Origin of the sequence: Actinomadura vinacea (assembly GCF_039532545.1) — a bacterium.
Classification (GTDB): domain Bacteria; phylum Actinomycetota; class Actinomycetes; order Streptosporangiales; family Streptosporangiaceae; genus Spirillospora; species Spirillospora vinacea.
In genome coordinates this window covers 458,711-473,789 of the sequence record NZ_BAAARW010000011.1, presented here as the reverse complement: position 1 = coordinate 473,789, position 15,079 = coordinate 458,711, and the positions used below count along the sequence as shown (strand labels likewise).

Genomic DNA, 15,079 nt, shown 5'->3' with positions numbered 1-15,079 from the left:
GGAAGAACGCGGCGAATGCCTTGTCCAGGCGGCGCAGGGTGGCCTGCTGGCTGGAGAACGACCAGCGGCCCTGACGGTCGGGGTCGAACGCCCGGATGTCTTTGAGCTGGGCGGACTGCTGCCCGTACTTGATGCTCGTCTTGGAGGAGTGCCGGTAGGCGTCCCGCCGTTCTTGTAGCGGCCCCGTTATAGAGGGAGCAGTGATCGGCCAACATCTCGCCCAGGGCCTGGGCCTGGCGGACGGTGGGGCGCAGGAGGAACTTATACGCGCGGTGCACGCTCGCCCCCTGTTCCTTCTGCTTCTTGGTCCAGGGGCGTTCCCACTGGGTGTTGATGTACTTCTCGATCGTGTCCGCGCTGACCGCGCCGACCGAGGCGACGAAGAACGACGATGACCACAGCGTGGGCATCCGCGATTTCAGATGCGGGAACTCCTGGCGGAGTACGCGGGAGGTGAAGCCCTTGAACTGGTTCGCCTGAACTGGTTCGCCACGTAGGAGGCGGATGCCTTCGGCCCGTGCTTGACGAACAGGGGACCTTCCGTGTCACAGCCACAACGATCAGTAGTATACATATGGTGCACATCTAGTGACTGCGGGTATCCGCCACTCAACGTCAACAGTGCAGATCCGCGCGAAAGGTCGAGGTCAGAGCAGGCGATTCCCCCACGCCTAAAGGCGCGGGTCCTCTCGCCCACAAACTCAATGGAGACGCGGGTGGTGGTGCCGGACCCGCGGAAGGCGGCCCGGTAGCTTGGCGCCCATGCTGATGCGACGGCTGTCCCCCGACGAGAGCCCGGCCGACCCGGCGGAGGCCTACGCCTACCCGCCGCGGCCCGACCGCCCGTGGGTGCGGGCGAACATGATCGCCAGCGTGGACGGGGCCGCGACCCTGGAGGGCCGCAGCGGCGGCCTGGGCGGCGCGGCCGACCGCAGCCTGTTCTCCCTGCTGCGCGGGCTCGCCGACGCGATCATCGTGGGCGCCGGGACGGTCCGCGCCGAAGGCTACGGCCCGCCGAGGCCGGGCCCGGAGTGGGGCTCGCTGCGCGCGGGACGGTCCGCCACACCCGCGCTGGTGATCGTCTCCCGGACCCTGGACCTGGACTTCGACGCCCCGGTCTTCACCGCGGCCGCGCCGGACGCGGCGACCGTCGTGCTGACCGCGCAAGCCGCCGACCCGAACCGGCTGGCCGCCGCACGCGAGCGCGCCGAGGTGATCGTGGCGGGCGCGGAGCGCGTCGACTTCCCCGCCGCGTTCGCCCGGCTGGCCGGACAGGGCCGCACCCGGCTGCTGTGCGAGGGCGGCCCGCGCGTGCTGGCCCAGGTCGCGGCGGCGGGGGCGCTGGACGAGCTGTGCCTCACGCTGAGCCCCGTACTGGGCGGGGGCGGCGCGCCGCGCGTGCTGAACGGCGCGCCGCTGCCCGTACCGTCCGAACTGGGCCTGGCGCACGTCCTCCAGGCCCCGGACGACGAGGGCTTCCTCTTCCTCCGCTACGTGCGCAAGCGGTAGCGCAGGAACAGCACGCCTTCGTCCAGGTAGATCGCGGCCGGGTCGAGCGGGACCTCGGCGGGCAGCCGGGCGAGGATACGGGTGTGCCGGGCGCCGCCGAGGAGGGCCGGGGCGATGTTGAGACACAGCTCGTCCACCAGGCCCTCCGCGATCAGCGCCGTGGCCAGCGCGGGACCGCCCTCGCACAGCAGCCGCGGATGCCGCTCCCGCAGCGCCCGGACCGCGCCGCGAAGATCGATCTCCTCCTCCCCCGCCGTCACGACCCGTACCGGGCCCGGGACCTCCGCCCGCTCGGCGGCGGCCCGGGAGGTGACCACGACGGTCGGGGTCTCGGCCGCGGTGAACAGCGGCAGCGACCAGTCCAGCTCCAGCGACCCGCTCACCACGACGATCGGCGCGGGCGGGCCGCCGCGCCGCTCCCGCAGGTCGGGACGGAGCCGCGCGGGTCCGAGCCGTCCGGTGCGGACGGTGCCCGCGCCCACCAGGATGGCGTCGGCCAGCGCCCGCAGCGTCCGGAAGACCCGGAAGTCGGCGGCGCCGCCGAGCCCGTCGGTCCAGCCCTCGGCGTCGGTCACCGAACCGTCCGCGCTCATCACCATGCCCAGCCGCAGCCCGGGGGCGTCGGCGTAGGCCTCGTACGGGTCGGTGTCGGCGGCGGGCTCGGGCAGCAGGCGGCGCATAGCCGCAGGTTAGCGGCCCCGATGGCGCGCGATGTCGGTGGCAGGGAGCAAGATGGGACCCATGGACCTGCCGATCAGCCTGCCGCTGTCGCCGATGCTGGCCAAAGCGGTCAAGACCATGCCCAAGGGCGACCTGCTGTACGAGCCGAAGTGGGACGGATTCCGCTGCATCGTCTTCCGCGACGGCGACGAGGTGGAGCTGTCCAGCCGCGGCGAGCGCCCGCTGACCCGCTACTTTCCCGAGCTGGTCGAGGCGGTGAAGCGGGAGCTGCCCGAGCGGTGCGTGGTCGACGGCGAGATCGTGCTGCGGCAGGGCACGCGGCTCGACTTCGACCGGCTCCAGCAGCGCATCCATCCGGCGGCGTCCCGGGTCAAGCTGCTCTCGGAGCAGACGCCCGCCTCGTTCGTGGCCTTCGACCTGCTGGCCGTGGGCGACGAGTCGCTGCTGGAGGTGCCGCTGGGCGAACGGCGGCGGCGCCTCGTCGAGACACTGGCCGGGGCGGCGGCGCCGATCCACGTGACCCCCGCCTCCGACTCCTACGAGCTGGCGCTGCGCTGGTTCGAGGAGTTCGAGGGCGCCGGGCTCGACGGCGTGGTCGCCAAGCCGCTCGACATCGGCTACGCGCCCGACAAGCGGGTGCTGTTCAAGGTCAAGCACGAGCGCACGGCCGACTGCGTCATCGCGGGCTTCCGGTGGCACAAGTCCGGGCCGATCGTGGGCTCCCTGCTGCTCGGTCTCAACAACGCCGAGGGCCACCTCCAGCATGTCGGGGTGGCCGCCTCGTTCACCATGAAGCGCCGGGCCGAGCTGGTCGAGGAGCTCAAGCCCTACCGGATGGACGACTACACCGGCCATCCGTGGGAAGCCTGGGCGCGGCAGGCCGACCCGGCCGCCAGCGGCGACCGGATGCCGGGCGCCGTCTCCCGCTGGACCGGCAAGAAAGACCTGACCTGGGTGGCGCTGCGGCCCGAACTGGTGGCCGAGGTCGCCTACGAGGGCATGGAAGGCGACCGGATCCGGCACACGGCCCGATTCCGCCGCTGGCGTCCGGACCGCACCCCCGAGTCATGCACCTACGACCAGCTAGAGGTGCCCGTCGCCTACGACCTGGACGCAATTCTCTGATTGCGTGCGCGAGCTGCACTCGTCGCTGGCGCTCCTCGCTTGTCGCGCTCGCGGCGAGCGCTGCATCGCTCCGCGATCTGCGAGATTCTCGCCTCCGGCTTCGATCTCGCAGGCCTCCGGACGCGCTCGCAACGCTTGAGCTCCCTGCGCGGAAAGGGCGGGCCACTGTGCACGAGCTGCGTTCTCGCCCCCGTGTTTCCGTCTTGAGGGTCTACCAACGTGCTCGCCGCATCCGAGATCCGTGCGCGGAGCGGGTCGCACTGGAATGGGCCTGTGTGAGTGTTATGGACGCCTGGTCTTGTTCCTGTCAGTTCTCTCGGATCAGGTCCTTCTGTGGCCTGGCAGACTGCGCCGTGTGAAGGCTGCGCTACGCTCGCCTGGAATCAAGCGCCCCCACTCGCCCAGGAGTTCCGGACGTGAGCACGCAGCCCCTCGGGCCCCAGGATCCGCGCAGAATCGGGCCGTACAAGCTGCTGGCCAGGTTGGGCGCGGGCGGCATGGGGGCGGTGTTCCTGGGTCGGTCGGCGGGCGGCCGCACGGTCGCGATCAAGCTGGTGCACGCTGAGTTGTCGTGCGACCCCGAGTTCCGCCGCCGGTTCCGGCACGAGGTGCAGTCGGCCCGGGAGGTGGGCGGGGAGTTCACCGCCCGGGTCCTGGACGCCGACACCGAGGCCGAGACCCCGTGGCTGGCCACGGCCTACATCGCCGGTCCCACGCTGCACGAGGTGGTCGACGACGGGTACGGCCCGCTTCCGGAGCGGTCGCTGCGCCCGCTGGCGGCCGGGCTGGGCGGTGCGTTGCGTGCTGTGCACGACCGCGGGCTGGTGCACCGCGACCTCAAGCCCTCCAACGTGCTGCTCACCCTGGACGGCCCGCGGGTGATCGACTTCGGGATCGCGCGGGCGGTGGACTCCAGCATCGCCACCCGCACCGGGGCGGTCATCGGGACGCCCGCCTTCATGTCGCCCGAGCAGGTCCGGGGCGAGCGGGTGACATCGGCCGGGGACGTGTTCTCGCTGGGATCCGTCCTGGCATTCGCGGCGACGGGACGACTTCCGTTCGCGACCGAGAACGGCGGTCTGCACTCGCTGATGATGAGGATCGTCCAGGCCGAGCCCGACCTTGACGGCCTGGACGGGCCGCTGCTGGAGCTGGTCGAGGCGTGCCTGGCCAAGGACGCGGGGGCGCGGCCGTCCCCGGAGGAGATCATCGAGCGGGCGGGGTCCGCCGACGACGGGGGGCCCTGGCTGCCGGCGGAGGTGGTGGCCGGGCTGGGCCGGCACGCGGTCGCGCTACTCGACCTTGAGGATCCCGACGGCGCCGCGGACGAGCGGCCGTCGCCGCCTCCCCCGCCGGTCTTCGGTCCGGCGGCGCCCGCCCCGCCGCCCGCCCCGGCACCACCCGGAATGGGCCCCGGGGGAACCGCGCCAATAGGCGCTTCCCCGTCCACTCGGCCACCCGCGCCGTGGCCCGGTGTGCCGCCGCAGGCGGGCGGGGCCCCTTCCCGGGGCGTGGCGATCGCGCTGGTGGCGATGGGGACGCTCTTGGTGGTCGCCATGGTCTCCGTGGCCGTTATCGTGGCCACCGACCGGGACGAGAAGGCCGACGCCACGCCACCTCTTGTACAGGCTCCTCGGCCCGCCTCCGCGGGCACTCCCTCGAGGACGGGCGAGGATGTCCCCCCGGAGTTCATCGGCACGTGGGTGGGCACCATCAGCGGATCCCAGACCCGGCGCATGGTCATCCGGCAGGGGCGGGAGGGCAGCGATGTCGTCACCACCAGGACGACCAGCGGCCAGGTCGAGTGCGAGGGCGTGGGCCGGCTGGTCTCGGCCACCGAACGGACGCTCGTACTCAGCACCCGGGTGACCAGCAGCGTCCCGGCGGGCCGGTGCGTGGCCGTCGGCCGGCAGACGCTCACGCTGACCGGCGACGACACCGCCAGCTTCCAGGGCGGCGGCAACACGGGCACCCTCCGGAAGAGCTGAGGCCGGCCGTCCCGCGCGGACGGCCGGCCCGATCAGATCGCGGTCAGGGGCGCTTGGTCTCGTTCTCGACGGTCTCGCGGATCAGGTCCTCCTGCGACCGGGCGGCCTTGGTGGAGACGAGCGGCCGCAGGTAGGCCTGCTGCACGCCCGGCACCCGGTCCTCGATGACGAAGGTGGCCTTGGTCGAGGCCTGGGCGCCGGCGGTGCGGACGTTGGGCAGCGTCTTGAAGTCCGACCGCATCTCATCCTTGCCCATCCTGCTGATCACGTAGCCGCGCTGGTTGTTGTAGAAGCGCAGATGCGGGTTGATCTTGAGGAACGGGTGGTCGGCGGGGTTCGAGTCGGCGCCGTCGCCGCCGGTGCTGATGGAGGTGCACACCAGCTCGGCGCCGATCGTCTTGGAGGCGGGGTCGTCGAAGTTCGCCTTGAGGTCGCTGGCCCAGTGCGCGTGCACGTCGCCGGTGAGCACGACGGGGTTGCGGACCTTGGCGTCCACCCAGCCCTTGGTGATCCGGTCGCGGGAGGCCACGTAGCCGTCCCAGGAGTCCATGCTGGTGACCTTGAGCGGGCCGGCATTGTTGTCGCGCTGGGCGAAGAAGACCTGCTGGCCGAGGACGTCCCAGCGGGCGGTGGAGCGGCGGAACCCGTCGATCAGCCACTTCTCCTGGGCGTCGCCGGTGATGGAGCGCGCCGGGTCGACGGCGGCGGGGCAGTCCTTGTAGCCGTCGCCGCAGCCCTGGTCGTCGCGGTACTGGCGGGTGTCGAGCATGTGGAAGTTGGCCAGCCTGCCCCAGCGGACCCGGCGGTAGAGCTGCATCTGCGGGCCGTGCGGCACCGAGCTGCGGCGCAGCGGCATGTTCTCGTAGTACGCCTGGAACGCGGCGGCGCGGCGCGCGCGGAAGGCGGCGGGGTCGGGGGTGTCGGAGTTCGCCTCGGGGATCTCGGCGGCCCAGTTGTTCTCGGTCTCGTGGTCGTCCCAGACGACCAGCCAGGGCGCGGCCTGGTGCGCGGCCTGCAGGTCGAGGTCGGACTTGTACTGGGCGTGCCGCTGCCGGTAGCCGGCGAGCGTGACGGTCTCGGGCCCCTCGTGGTCGCGGAAGTTGCCGCCGGGGATGTTGTAGCTGCCCTTCTTGTACTCGTACTGGTAGTCGCCCAAGTGCAGGATCAGGTCGGGGTGCTCTTCGGCGAGCCGCCGGTACGAGGTGAACAGGCCGTGCTCGTACTGGGAGCACGACACGAACGCCATCATCAGGTCCGGGCCGAAGGAGTCGGGGCTGGGCGCTGTGAGGGCGCGGCCGACCGGGGAGACGTGGCTGCCGACGCGGAAGCGGTACCAGTAGTCGCGGCCGGGGCGCAGACCGTTCAGCTCGACGTGGACGCTGTGCGCGGCCTCGGGGCGGGCGTTGGCGGTGCCGCGGCGCTCGATCCGGCTGAACCGCTCGTCGGCGGCGACCTCCCAGCTCACCTGGAATGCCTTGGCGGGCATGCCGCCGAGACCGTCCTCGGCCAGCGGGTCGAGCGCCAGCCGGGTCCACAGGACGAAACCGTCGTGGTCGGGGTCGCCGGATGCGACGCCCAGGGTGAACGGGTCGGTGGTGAGGTCGCCGGGGGCGCGTCCCGCGGCCCCGGCGGCACCGGCGGGGAGCACGGCCGCGGCCGTGCCGGCCACCAGACCGGTGGTGACGAGGAACGACCTGCGGTTGAGCGGATGCGGAACGTCGGCCATGGCGATGGGACCTTTCGGGGGTTCGGTCTTGATCGCCGGACAGCCTCACCGCGCACGATGACCGGAGCGTTCCGTCGAGATGACTCCCGCTCCAACAAATCCACTCATTTGCCCACAGTGACGGACACTCCACCAGACAGCGGACAAAGAAAAATCCCGGCCGACGCGAAAGCGCGGACCGGGACGGACATAAGGATGATAGGCTGCCGCTTGCAAATTGGGCGCAAACAACCTCAACCCTACGACTGGGAGACTACCCGACGCATGCGAGCCCGTCAAGTCAAGCCCGTTCCGGAAAAGATTTCCGCTGACGACGCGCGCGAGGCCGCGACGCGCACCGAGCAGAGGTACGTCGATCGCGTGTACACCCGGCTCGACACCGAGCGCGAGAAGGCCGCCGCCGAACTGCGCGGGGGCCCCGGCCCCGGGGGCGGCTCCGGCTTCCAGGCCCAGGTGGAGCGGGAGGTGACCACCACCGAGGCGTCCCGCCGGCTGGCCCGCCTCTCCGCGGTCGACCGCGCCCTGTGCTTCGGCCGCATCGACCACCGCCCCGAGGACGGCGCCCCGGGCGACACCTTCTACATCGGCAGGATCGGGCTGCGCGACGAGGACCGCGAGCCGCTCCTCATCGACTGGCGCGCCACGGCGGCCCGCCCGTTCTACACCGCCACCCCCGGCTCGCCGGGCACGCTCGCCCGCCGCCGCCATCTGCACCTGCGCGAGCGCACCGTCGTCGGGCTCGACGACGAGGTGTTCGACCTCGACGGCCTCACCGAGGACGACCGCGGCAGCATCGTCGGCGAGGCCGCGCTGCTGGCGACGCTGCGCCGCGGCCGCACCGGCCGGATGACCGACGTGGTGGCCACCATCCAGGAGGAGCAGGACCAGGTCATCCGGTCGGGGCTGCAGGGCGTGCTGGTCGTGCAGGGCGGCCCCGGCACCGGCAAGACGGTCGCCGCGCTGCACCGCGCCGCCTACCTCCTCTACACCCACCGGGACGTGCTCGAACGGCGCGGCGTCCTGGTCGTGGGGCCGAACGCGACGTTCCTGCGCTACATCGCGCAGGTCCTCCCCGGGCTCGGCGAGACCGACGTGGCCCTGGCGACCGTCGGCGAGCTGTACCCGGGCGTCCGCGCCGCCGCCGCCGAGCCGCCCGCCGTCGCCGTGCTGAAGGGCGACCTGCGCATGGCGGACCTGGTCGAGGCCGCCGTCCGGGACCGGCAGCGCGTCCCCGACGGGGACCTGGAGGTCGCGGCCGACGACATGACGCTGCGGGTCGCGCACGAGGCCTGCGTCCAGGCCCGTGACCGGGCCCGCGCGCTGCGCGTCCCGCACAACATCCAGCGCCGCCGCTACGTCCACGAGCTGCTCGACGCGCTCGCGCTGAACCGGGCCGAGCAGTACGACAAGCTCGTCGACGAGCCGCTGGAGGAGATCCTGACCTCGGGCGGCGTGCCCGACTGGCTCCAGGAGCTGATCGACGAGGCCGACGACGATCCGCTCCTGGACGAGGCCGACCTGCGCGTGGCCAAGGAGGCGCTCTGGCAGGACCCGGCCGTCCGCCGGACGCTGGACGCCCTGTGGCCCGAGCTCACCCCGCAACGGCTGATCGCCGGCCTGTTCTCCGACGCCGGCGCGCTGGAGCGGGTCGGCGCCGGGGCGGGCCTGTCCACCGCCGAGTGCCGGCTGCTGCACCGTCCCGCCGGGTCGTCCTGGACCACCTCCGACGTGCCGCTGCTCGACGAGGCCGCCGAATGGCTGGGCCAGGACGACACCGCGGACCGGATCCGGGCCCGCAGGGCGGCCGCCGAGCGCGCCGAGGAGGAAAGCTACGCCCGCGGCGTCCTGGAGCTGACCGGCCTGGCCGACGAGGAGCTGGTCGACGCCGCCGAACTGGCCGGGCGCAACCGCGATGACGGCCCGCAGGGCACCACCGCCGAACGGGCGATGGCCGACCGGCAGTGGGCGTACGGCCACGTGATCGTGGACGAGGCGCAGGAGCTCTCCGAGATGGCCTGGCGGACGATCATGCGCCGGGTCCCGACCCGCTCGCTGACCGTGGTCGGCGACATCGCGCAGACCGGCAGCCCGGCCGGCGCCCGCTCGTGGGGGCAGATGCTGGACCGGTACGTCCCGGGCCGCTGGCGGGAGCAGCGGCTGATGGTCAACTACCGCACCCCGGCCGCGATCATGCGGGTGGCGGCGGACGTGCTGGCCGCGGTCGCGCCCGAGCAGGTGCCGCCGGAGCCGGTGCGCGACGACGGCCCGCCGCCGTTCACCGCCCGCATCGGCCGGGCGGCGCTGCCGGACCGGCTGCCCGCGCTGGTCCGCGCCGAGCTGGCCGGGATCGGCGGCGGCGCCGGCGAGGGCCGGCTGGCGCTGATCACCTCCGCGGGCCGTCATCCCGCCGTGTGCGGCGCGCTGCCCGGCACCCCGGCGGGCGCCACCCCCGACGCGCTGGACGCCCCGGTCGTGGTGCTGACCTGCGAGGAGGCCAAGGGCCTGGAGTTCGACTCGGTGATCGTGGTGGATCCGGCCGGCATCGTCGCCGAGTCCCCGCGCGGCGGCCAGGACCTGTACGTCGCCATCACCCGCGCCACCCGCCGCCTCACCGTCGTCCATGACGACGACCTGCCCGCCGTCCTCTCCGCCCTGGCCCCGACCGGCTGACCCGGGCCGGCGGGACGGCGGAGGCGGCGGGCTCCGCCGTCCCGGGACGGCGGCTTCCCCCCGGCGGATCACCAAGCGTACGCTTGCTTCAATATTCTCCGGGAAGGGACGGCGATGACACGGGAGTACTCCAACCTGATCGGCGGCGAGCTCCGGCCCGCCGCGGGCGGCCGCACGCTCGACTCGGTCGACCCGGCCACCGGCGAGGTCTGGGCGAGGATCCCGCGCGGCGGCGCCGAGGACGCCGCCGCCGCGGTGGCCGCGGCACGCGCCGCGTTCCCCGCGTGGTCCGGCCTGCCCGCCCCGGCCCGCGCCCACCACCTGCGCAAGGTCGCCGGCGTCTTCGCCGAGCACGCCAAGGAGCTGGCCGAGCTGGAGACCCGCGACAACGGGCGCATCATCAGCGAGACCGCCAAGCGCGACCTGCCCGGCATGACCCACCTGTGGACGAACGCCGCCGCCGAATGCGCCGCCGCCGTCGAGGGGAGGAGCGTCGACTTCGGGGCGTCCAGCATGGGCGTCACCCGGCGCGAACCGTACGGCGTCACGCTCGGCATCATCCCGTGGAACTCGCCGATCTCCACGCTGTCGGCCAAGGCCGCCTTCGCGCTCGCCGCCGGCAACACCGTCATCATCAAGCCCGCCGAGCAGGCCACCGCCTCCAGCCTCCGGGTCGGCGAGCTGCTGCGCGAGGTGCTGCCGCCGGGCGTGCTGAACATCGTGTCCGGCCTCGGCGAGGAGGTGGGCGATCCGCTCGTCCGGCACCGCGACGTCAACAAGATCAGCCTCACCGGCTCGGTCGAGACCGCCAGGATCATCACCCGCGCCTCGGCGGACTCCCTCAAGCCGCTCGCCCTCGAACTGGGCGGCAAGTCACCCAACATCGTGTTCGCCGACGCCGACCTCGACAAGGCCGCCCCCGGCGTCACCACCCAAGCGATCTTCACCGCCAACGCGGGCCAGATCTGCTACGGCGGCTCCCGCATCCTCGTCCAGCGCCCGATCCATGCCGAGCTGATCGAGCGGATGAGGACGATCGCCGCCGGGATCAGGCTCGGCGACCCGCTCTCCGCCGGCACCACCATGGGCCCGATCGTCTCCAAGGAGCAGTACGAGCGCGTCACGTCCTACCTCGAGATCGCGGCCAAGGAGGGCGCCGAGCTGGTCTTCGGCGGCCGCTTCGGCCCGGAGGCCGTCGCCGACCCGGGGTTCGCGGGCGGCTACTGGGTCGAGCCCACCCTCTTCGCCACCGAGGACAACTCGCTTCGCGTCTGCCAGGAGGAGATCTTCGGCCCGGTCGCCGTCGTCCTCCCGTTCGACACCGAGGAGGAGGCCGTGGCCATCGCCAACGACTCCTCCTACGGCCTGGCGGCCGGCGTCTGGACCCGCGACCTCGGCACCGCCCAGCGCATGTTCCGCAACCTGGAGACCGGGACGGTCTGGGTCAACACCTTCCGCAAGGTCATGTTCCCGCTGGAAGGCACCAAGGACAGCGGCTACGGCCACGACTCCGTCCTCGCCTACACCCGCGAGAAGGCCGGCATCTTCGAGTTCTGACCGTTCCGGGCCCGCGGGGTCGCCGCGCAAGGGCGACCTGCGACCAAAAGCGGCCAGAGTTACTGCTGTTTCGATATTTACCTGGCACCCAGGACGAGAAAGCCTGTGCCTCCGTAGAGATCATCACAACCTCCCGGAGGTGCGGGTTGCCCAGGAGATCCCTGCGTCGAACCCGGCAAGGCCCACAAGGCTCAGCAGCACGCGCGCTCGGCGCCGGCACGATCGCCGCGCTGACCGCCGTGGCGGTGATCGGGGCGGGCGGCGTCGCGCACGCCCGCGTCGCCGTGCCGAAGATCGTGGTGAAGGACGGCGTCACCCAGCCGGTCTTCTCCTACAAGGACGCGATCCGCGAGCACGTGTACGTCGAGTCGTCGGTCGACAGCGACCGCGACGGCAGGAAGGACCGGGTCAGGGTCGACATCGTGCGGCCCAGGGAGTCCGACCGCGGGCTCCGGGTCCCGGTGATCATGGACGCCAGCCCGTACTACGACAACTCCGGACGCGGCAACGAGGGCGAGCGCAAGGTCTACGACGCCGCCGGGAACCCGGCGAAGTTCCCGCTGTTCTACGACAACCACTTCGTGCCGCGCGGGTACGCCTTCCTGGCCGTCGACATGATCGGCACCACCAGGTCCGACGGCTGCCCGACCAGCGGCGGCGCACCCGACGTGCTGGGCGCCAAGGCCGTGGTGGACTGGCTGAACGGGCGGGCCAAGGCGTACCGGCCCGACGGCGGCGCGGTGCGGGCGTCCTGGAGCACCGGCCGCACCGGCATGATCGGCAAGTCCTACGACGGCACCCTCGCCAACGGCGTCGCCGCCACCGGGGTCAAGGGACTGGAGACCATCGTCCCGATCTCGGCGATCAGCAGCTGGTACGACTACAGCCGCATGAACGGCGTGAAGTACTGGACCGACGAGCAGCCCTGGCTGGCCGACTACGTCGACACCGACCCGCCCGAGAAGTGCGCCCCCGTGCGCACCGAGCTGGACCAGGGCGAGGACGACGCCACCGGCGACTACAACCGCTACTGGGCCGAGTCGAACTACCGGCGCGGCACGATCGGCGATGTCGGGAACGTGAAGGCCAGCGTCTTCGCCTTCCACGGCGCCAACGACCTCAACGTCAAGACCAACCACTTCTCGCTGTGGTGGCAGGGCCTGGCCAAGCGCGGCGTGACCCGCAAGGTGTGGATCTCCCAGCGCGGCCACGTCGACCCGTTCGACACCCGCCGCGAGCAGTGGATCGCGACGCTGCACAAGTGGTTCGACCACGAGCTGCAGAAGATCGGGAACGATGTGCTGCGGCAGCCGCGCGCCGACATCGAGGTCGGACCGGACCGGTGGATCACGCAGGCCGACTGGCCGTCGCCCGGCGCCCGCACGCTGACGCTGCGTCCCGGCGCGGACGGCTCGCTCGGCGCCAAGCCCGCCGCCGGGGGCACCACCGCGGCCTTCACCGACTCCGCGGGCCCGCAGGGCACGGGCTACCCCGAAGGCGACCTGGTCAGCGACCCGACCGCGGCCAAGCCGTACCGCCTCGCCTACGTGTCCGGGCCCGTCCCCGCCGACGCGCGCATCTCCGGCACCCCGGCCGCGCAGCTGAAGGTCAAGCTGGACAAGCCCACCGCCAACCTGACCGCCCTGCTCGTCGACTACGGCGAGGACACCCGCGTCGACTACCTCGGCCAGGGTGAGGGCATCGAGACGCTCACCACCGAGAGCTGCCACGGCGAGAGCACTCCCGCCGACGACGCCTGCTACAAGCAGACCCGCACCAAGACCACCGCGTCGCCGGTGAACGTGGTGGGCCGCGGCTGGCTCGACGCGCAGAACCGCTCCTCGCTCAGCGCCCCGACCCCGCTCACCCCGGGCAAGTACTACGGGGTGCGCTGGCAGACGCTCAGCCAGGACTACACGGTCAAGAAGGGCCACCGGCTGGCGCTTGTCGTGGCCGGCACCGACGCCGACTACACCACCGAGACGCCGACCGGCGCCCAGGTGACGGTGGACCTGGCGGGCAGCTCGGTCAGCGTCCCGGTCGTCCCCGCCGCCGGCGCGGACGTCTCGACGCTGGTGACCCCGCGGACCCGGGACGCCTGGCGCGGCCCGGTCAACGTGGTCCTGCCGAGGCAGCCCCGCAACCTGTTCTGACCTCTTCCGCAACCGAGCCGCCGGTCCCCGACCGGCGGCTCGGCCGTCCCGGACGTCACGCGTCCCGCCCGGCCCCGGCGATCGCACGCTCGCCCGCACGCGGCGATGGTCAGTCGTCGTCGCGTTTCTTGCTGGGCTGGACGCGTCTCGGCTCGCCGGGCATTTTCGGATAGTTGGGCGGGTAGGGCATATCGCCCAATCCGTGGTCGTTCTCGTCGCGTTGGGCCATTTCCAGGAGCGGTTCCAGGGAAAAGGCATGCTCGTCGATGGCGGCGTGCGGGTCGCCGACCTTGGCGAAGCGTTCGGGCATGGTCACGATCGTGAAGTCCTCGGGCGCCACATCGGCCAGCTCGTCCCAGGTCACCGGGGCGGAGACCGGGGCGTGCGGGGCCGGGCGGACGCTGTAGGCCGAGGCGATGGTGCGGTCGCGGGCGTTCTGGTTGAAATCGATGAAGATCTGCTCGCCGCGCTCCTCCTTCCACCATTTGGTGGTGACCAGTTCGGGGACGCGGCGTTCGATCTCACGGCCGAAGGCGAGCGCCGAGCGGCGCACTTCGGTGAACGTCCAGCGCGGCTCGATCCGCACGTAGATGTGCACGCCGCCCTTGCCCGAGGTCTTCACGAATCCGGTGTAGCCCAGCTCGCCCAGCAGGTCGCGGGCCGGGCCCAGCGCCACCCGGACGGCGTCGCCGAAATCGGTGCCGGGCTGCGGGTCGAGATCGATGCGCAGCTCGTCGGGGTGGTCGACGTCGGCGTCCCGGACCGGCCACGGGTGGAAGGTGAGCGTGCCGAGGTTGGCGGCCCAGGCGATCGCCGCGACCTCCGTCGGGCACACCTCGTCGGCCGAACGCCCGCTGGGGAAGTCGATGCGGGCCGAGCGCACCCAGTCGGGCGCGTTCTTGGGGATGCGCTTCTGGTAGAAGGCGTCGGCGCCGTGCGGGTTGTCGCGGGTGGCCAGCCGGGCCCCCTCGAAGACCCCGCCGGGCCAGCGCTCCAGCGTGGTGGGACGGTTGCGCGTGGCGCGCAGGATTCCGTCCCCGACGGCGATGAAGTACTCCACCAGCTGGCGCTTGGTGTAACCGTGCTGCGGAAAGTACACCTTGTCGGGGTTGGTCACCTTGACGAGCCGATCCCCGACCGGGATCTCGATGAACGGCGAGGCCATGACCGCACGTTAGCCCACGGGTCCGACAAGATCCGGGCACGCCCCCCGGCGTGCCCGCGGGCAGGCGGGACGCGTCCCGCGCGAGGTACCGTCGGAGGATGGCGAAGATCCAGAAGAGCGAGGCCGAATGGCGGGCCCAGCTCAGCCCCGAGGAGTACCAGGTGCTCCGCGAGGCGGGCACCGAGCGGCCGTTCACCGGTGAGTACACCAACACCAAGACCATCGGGGTCTACCGGTGCCGGGCCTGCGGCACCGAACTGTTCCGGTCGGAGACCAAGTTCGACTCGCACTGCGGCTGGCCGTCGTTCTACGAGCCGTCCAAGTCCGACGCGGTCGTGCTGCTGGAGGACCGCACGCTCGGCATGGTCCGCACCGAGGTGCGCTGCGCCACGTGCGACTCCCACCTGGGGCACGTGTTCGAGGGCGAGGGTTACGCCACCCCGACCGACAAGCGCTTCTGCATCAATTCGATCTCCCTCACGCTCGAACCGCTGGAGTAGCCCGG

Annotated in this window: 10 protein-coding genes and 1 pseudogene; 7 read left to right on the top strand and 4 right to left on the bottom strand. The window is 72.2% G+C overall.

Annotated elements, in window-relative coordinates:
- Window positions 1–364: 364 nt before the first annotated feature.
- Window positions 365–464, bottom strand: a pseudogene (locus ABD340_RS13895) (transposase); the annotation flags it as partial.
- Window positions 465–762: 298 nt separating this feature from the next.
- Between ABD340_RS13895 and ABD340_RS13890 the strand changes: the two are divergent.
- Entirely contained in the window at window positions 763–1,509 is a 747-nt protein-coding gene (locus ABD340_RS13890; RefSeq protein ID WP_344589323.1) for a pyrimidine reductase family protein, read from the top strand.
- Here ABD340_RS13890 and ABD340_RS13885 read toward each other — a convergent pair.
- Window positions 1,491–2,189, bottom strand: coding sequence for a dihydrofolate reductase family protein (locus ABD340_RS13885; RefSeq protein WP_344589321.1), 699 nt, complete (start codon window positions 2,187–2,189; stop codon window positions 1,491–1,493). The two genes, ABD340_RS13890 and ABD340_RS13885, sit on opposite strands and share 19 nt — an antisense overlap.
- A 52-nt stretch (window positions 2,190–2,241) precedes the next feature.
- Between ABD340_RS13885 and ABD340_RS13880 the strand changes: the two genes are divergently transcribed.
- Both ABD340_RS13880 and ABD340_RS13875 read left to right on the top strand, forming a co-directional pair.
- Window positions 2,242–3,315, top strand: coding sequence for an ATP-dependent DNA ligase (locus tag ABD340_RS13880; protein ID WP_425547344.1), 1,074 nt, complete (start codon window positions 2,242–2,244; stop codon window positions 3,313–3,315).
- Between the two features lie 416 nt (window positions 3,316–3,731).
- Complete coding sequence (locus tag ABD340_RS13875; protein ID WP_344589320.1) at window positions 3,732–5,303, top strand: serine/threonine-protein kinase; 1,572 nt, start codon at window positions 3,732–3,734, stop codon at window positions 5,301–5,303.
- A gap of 43 nt (window positions 5,304–5,346) precedes the next feature.
- Here ABD340_RS13875 and ABD340_RS13870 read toward each other — a convergent pair whose 3' ends face one another.
- Window positions 5,347–7,029: an alkaline phosphatase D family protein gene (locus ABD340_RS13870; protein WP_344589319.1), complete on the bottom strand. Its 1,683-nt coding sequence runs from the start codon at window positions 7,027–7,029 to the stop codon at window positions 5,347–5,349.
- Window positions 7,030–7,293: 264 nt separating this feature from the next.
- On the opposite strand from ABD340_RS13870, the gene ABD340_RS13865 reads away from it, so the two are divergent.
- The 3 genes from ABD340_RS13865 to ABD340_RS13855 all read left to right on the top strand — a co-directional run bounded on the left by ABD340_RS13865 (window position 7,294) and on the right by ABD340_RS13855 (window position 13,409).
- Entirely contained in the window at window positions 7,294–9,699 is a 2,406-nt protein-coding gene (locus tag ABD340_RS13865) for a HelD family protein (RefSeq protein WP_344589318.1), read from the top strand.
- Between the two features lie 114 nt (window positions 9,700–9,813).
- Entirely contained in the window at window positions 9,814–11,256 is a 1,443-nt protein-coding gene (locus tag ABD340_RS13860; RefSeq protein ID WP_344589317.1) for an aldehyde dehydrogenase family protein, read from the top strand.
- Between the two features lie 146 nt (window positions 11,257–11,402).
- Window positions 11,403–13,409, top strand: a complete 2,007-nt coding sequence (locus tag ABD340_RS13855; protein WP_344589316.1) for a Xaa-Pro dipeptidyl-peptidase — start codon at window positions 11,403–11,405, stop codon at window positions 13,407–13,409.
- Window positions 13,410–13,518: 109 nt separating this feature from the next.
- Here the strand turns inward: ABD340_RS13855 and ABD340_RS13850 are convergent, their stop codons facing one another.
- On the bottom strand, window positions 13,519–14,574 hold the full coding sequence (locus ABD340_RS13850) for a DNA polymerase domain-containing protein (protein WP_344589315.1): 1,056 nt from the start codon (window positions 14,572–14,574) through the stop codon (window positions 13,519–13,521).
- Window positions 14,575–14,672: 98 nt separating this feature from the next.
- On the opposite strand from ABD340_RS13850, the gene msrB reads away from it, so the two are divergent.
- The gene (msrB, locus tag ABD340_RS13845; protein WP_344589314.1) at window positions 14,673–15,074 is read left to right on the top strand and encodes a peptide-methionine (R)-S-oxide reductase MsrB; all 402 of its coding nucleotides are present in this window, start codon (window positions 14,673–14,675) and stop codon (window positions 15,072–15,074) included.
- Window positions 15,075–15,079: the final 5 nt, after the last annotated feature.

Excerpts from the sequence above, each read along its gene's own strand:
- ABD340_RS13890 (WP_344589323.1), top strand. The coding sequence starts at position 763 with ATGCTGATGCGACGGCTGTCCCCCGACGAGAGCCCGGCCGACCCGGCG.
- ABD340_RS13885 (WP_344589321.1), bottom strand. The coding sequence starts at position 2,189 with ATGCGCCGCCTGCTGCCCGAGCCCGCCGCCGACACCGACCCGTACGAG.
- ABD340_RS13880 (WP_425547344.1), top strand. The coding sequence starts at position 2,242 with ATGGGACCCATGGACCTGCCGATCAGCCTGCCGCTGTCGCCGATGCTG.
- ABD340_RS13870 (WP_344589319.1), bottom strand. The coding sequence starts at position 7,029 with ATGGCCGACGTTCCGCATCCGCTCAACCGCAGGTCGTTCCTCGTCACC.
- ABD340_RS13865 (WP_344589318.1), top strand. The coding sequence starts at position 7,294 with ATGCGAGCCCGTCAAGTCAAGCCCGTTCCGGAAAAGATTTCCGCTGAC.
- ABD340_RS13860 (WP_344589317.1), top strand. The coding sequence starts at position 9,814 with ATGACACGGGAGTACTCCAACCTGATCGGCGGCGAGCTCCGGCCCGCC.
- ABD340_RS13850 (WP_344589315.1), bottom strand. The coding sequence starts at position 14,574 with ATGGCCTCGCCGTTCATCGAGATCCCGGTCGGGGATCGGCTCGTCAAG.
- msrB (WP_344589314.1), top strand. The coding sequence starts at position 14,673 with ATGGCGAAGATCCAGAAGAGCGAGGCCGAATGGCGGGCCCAGCTCAGC.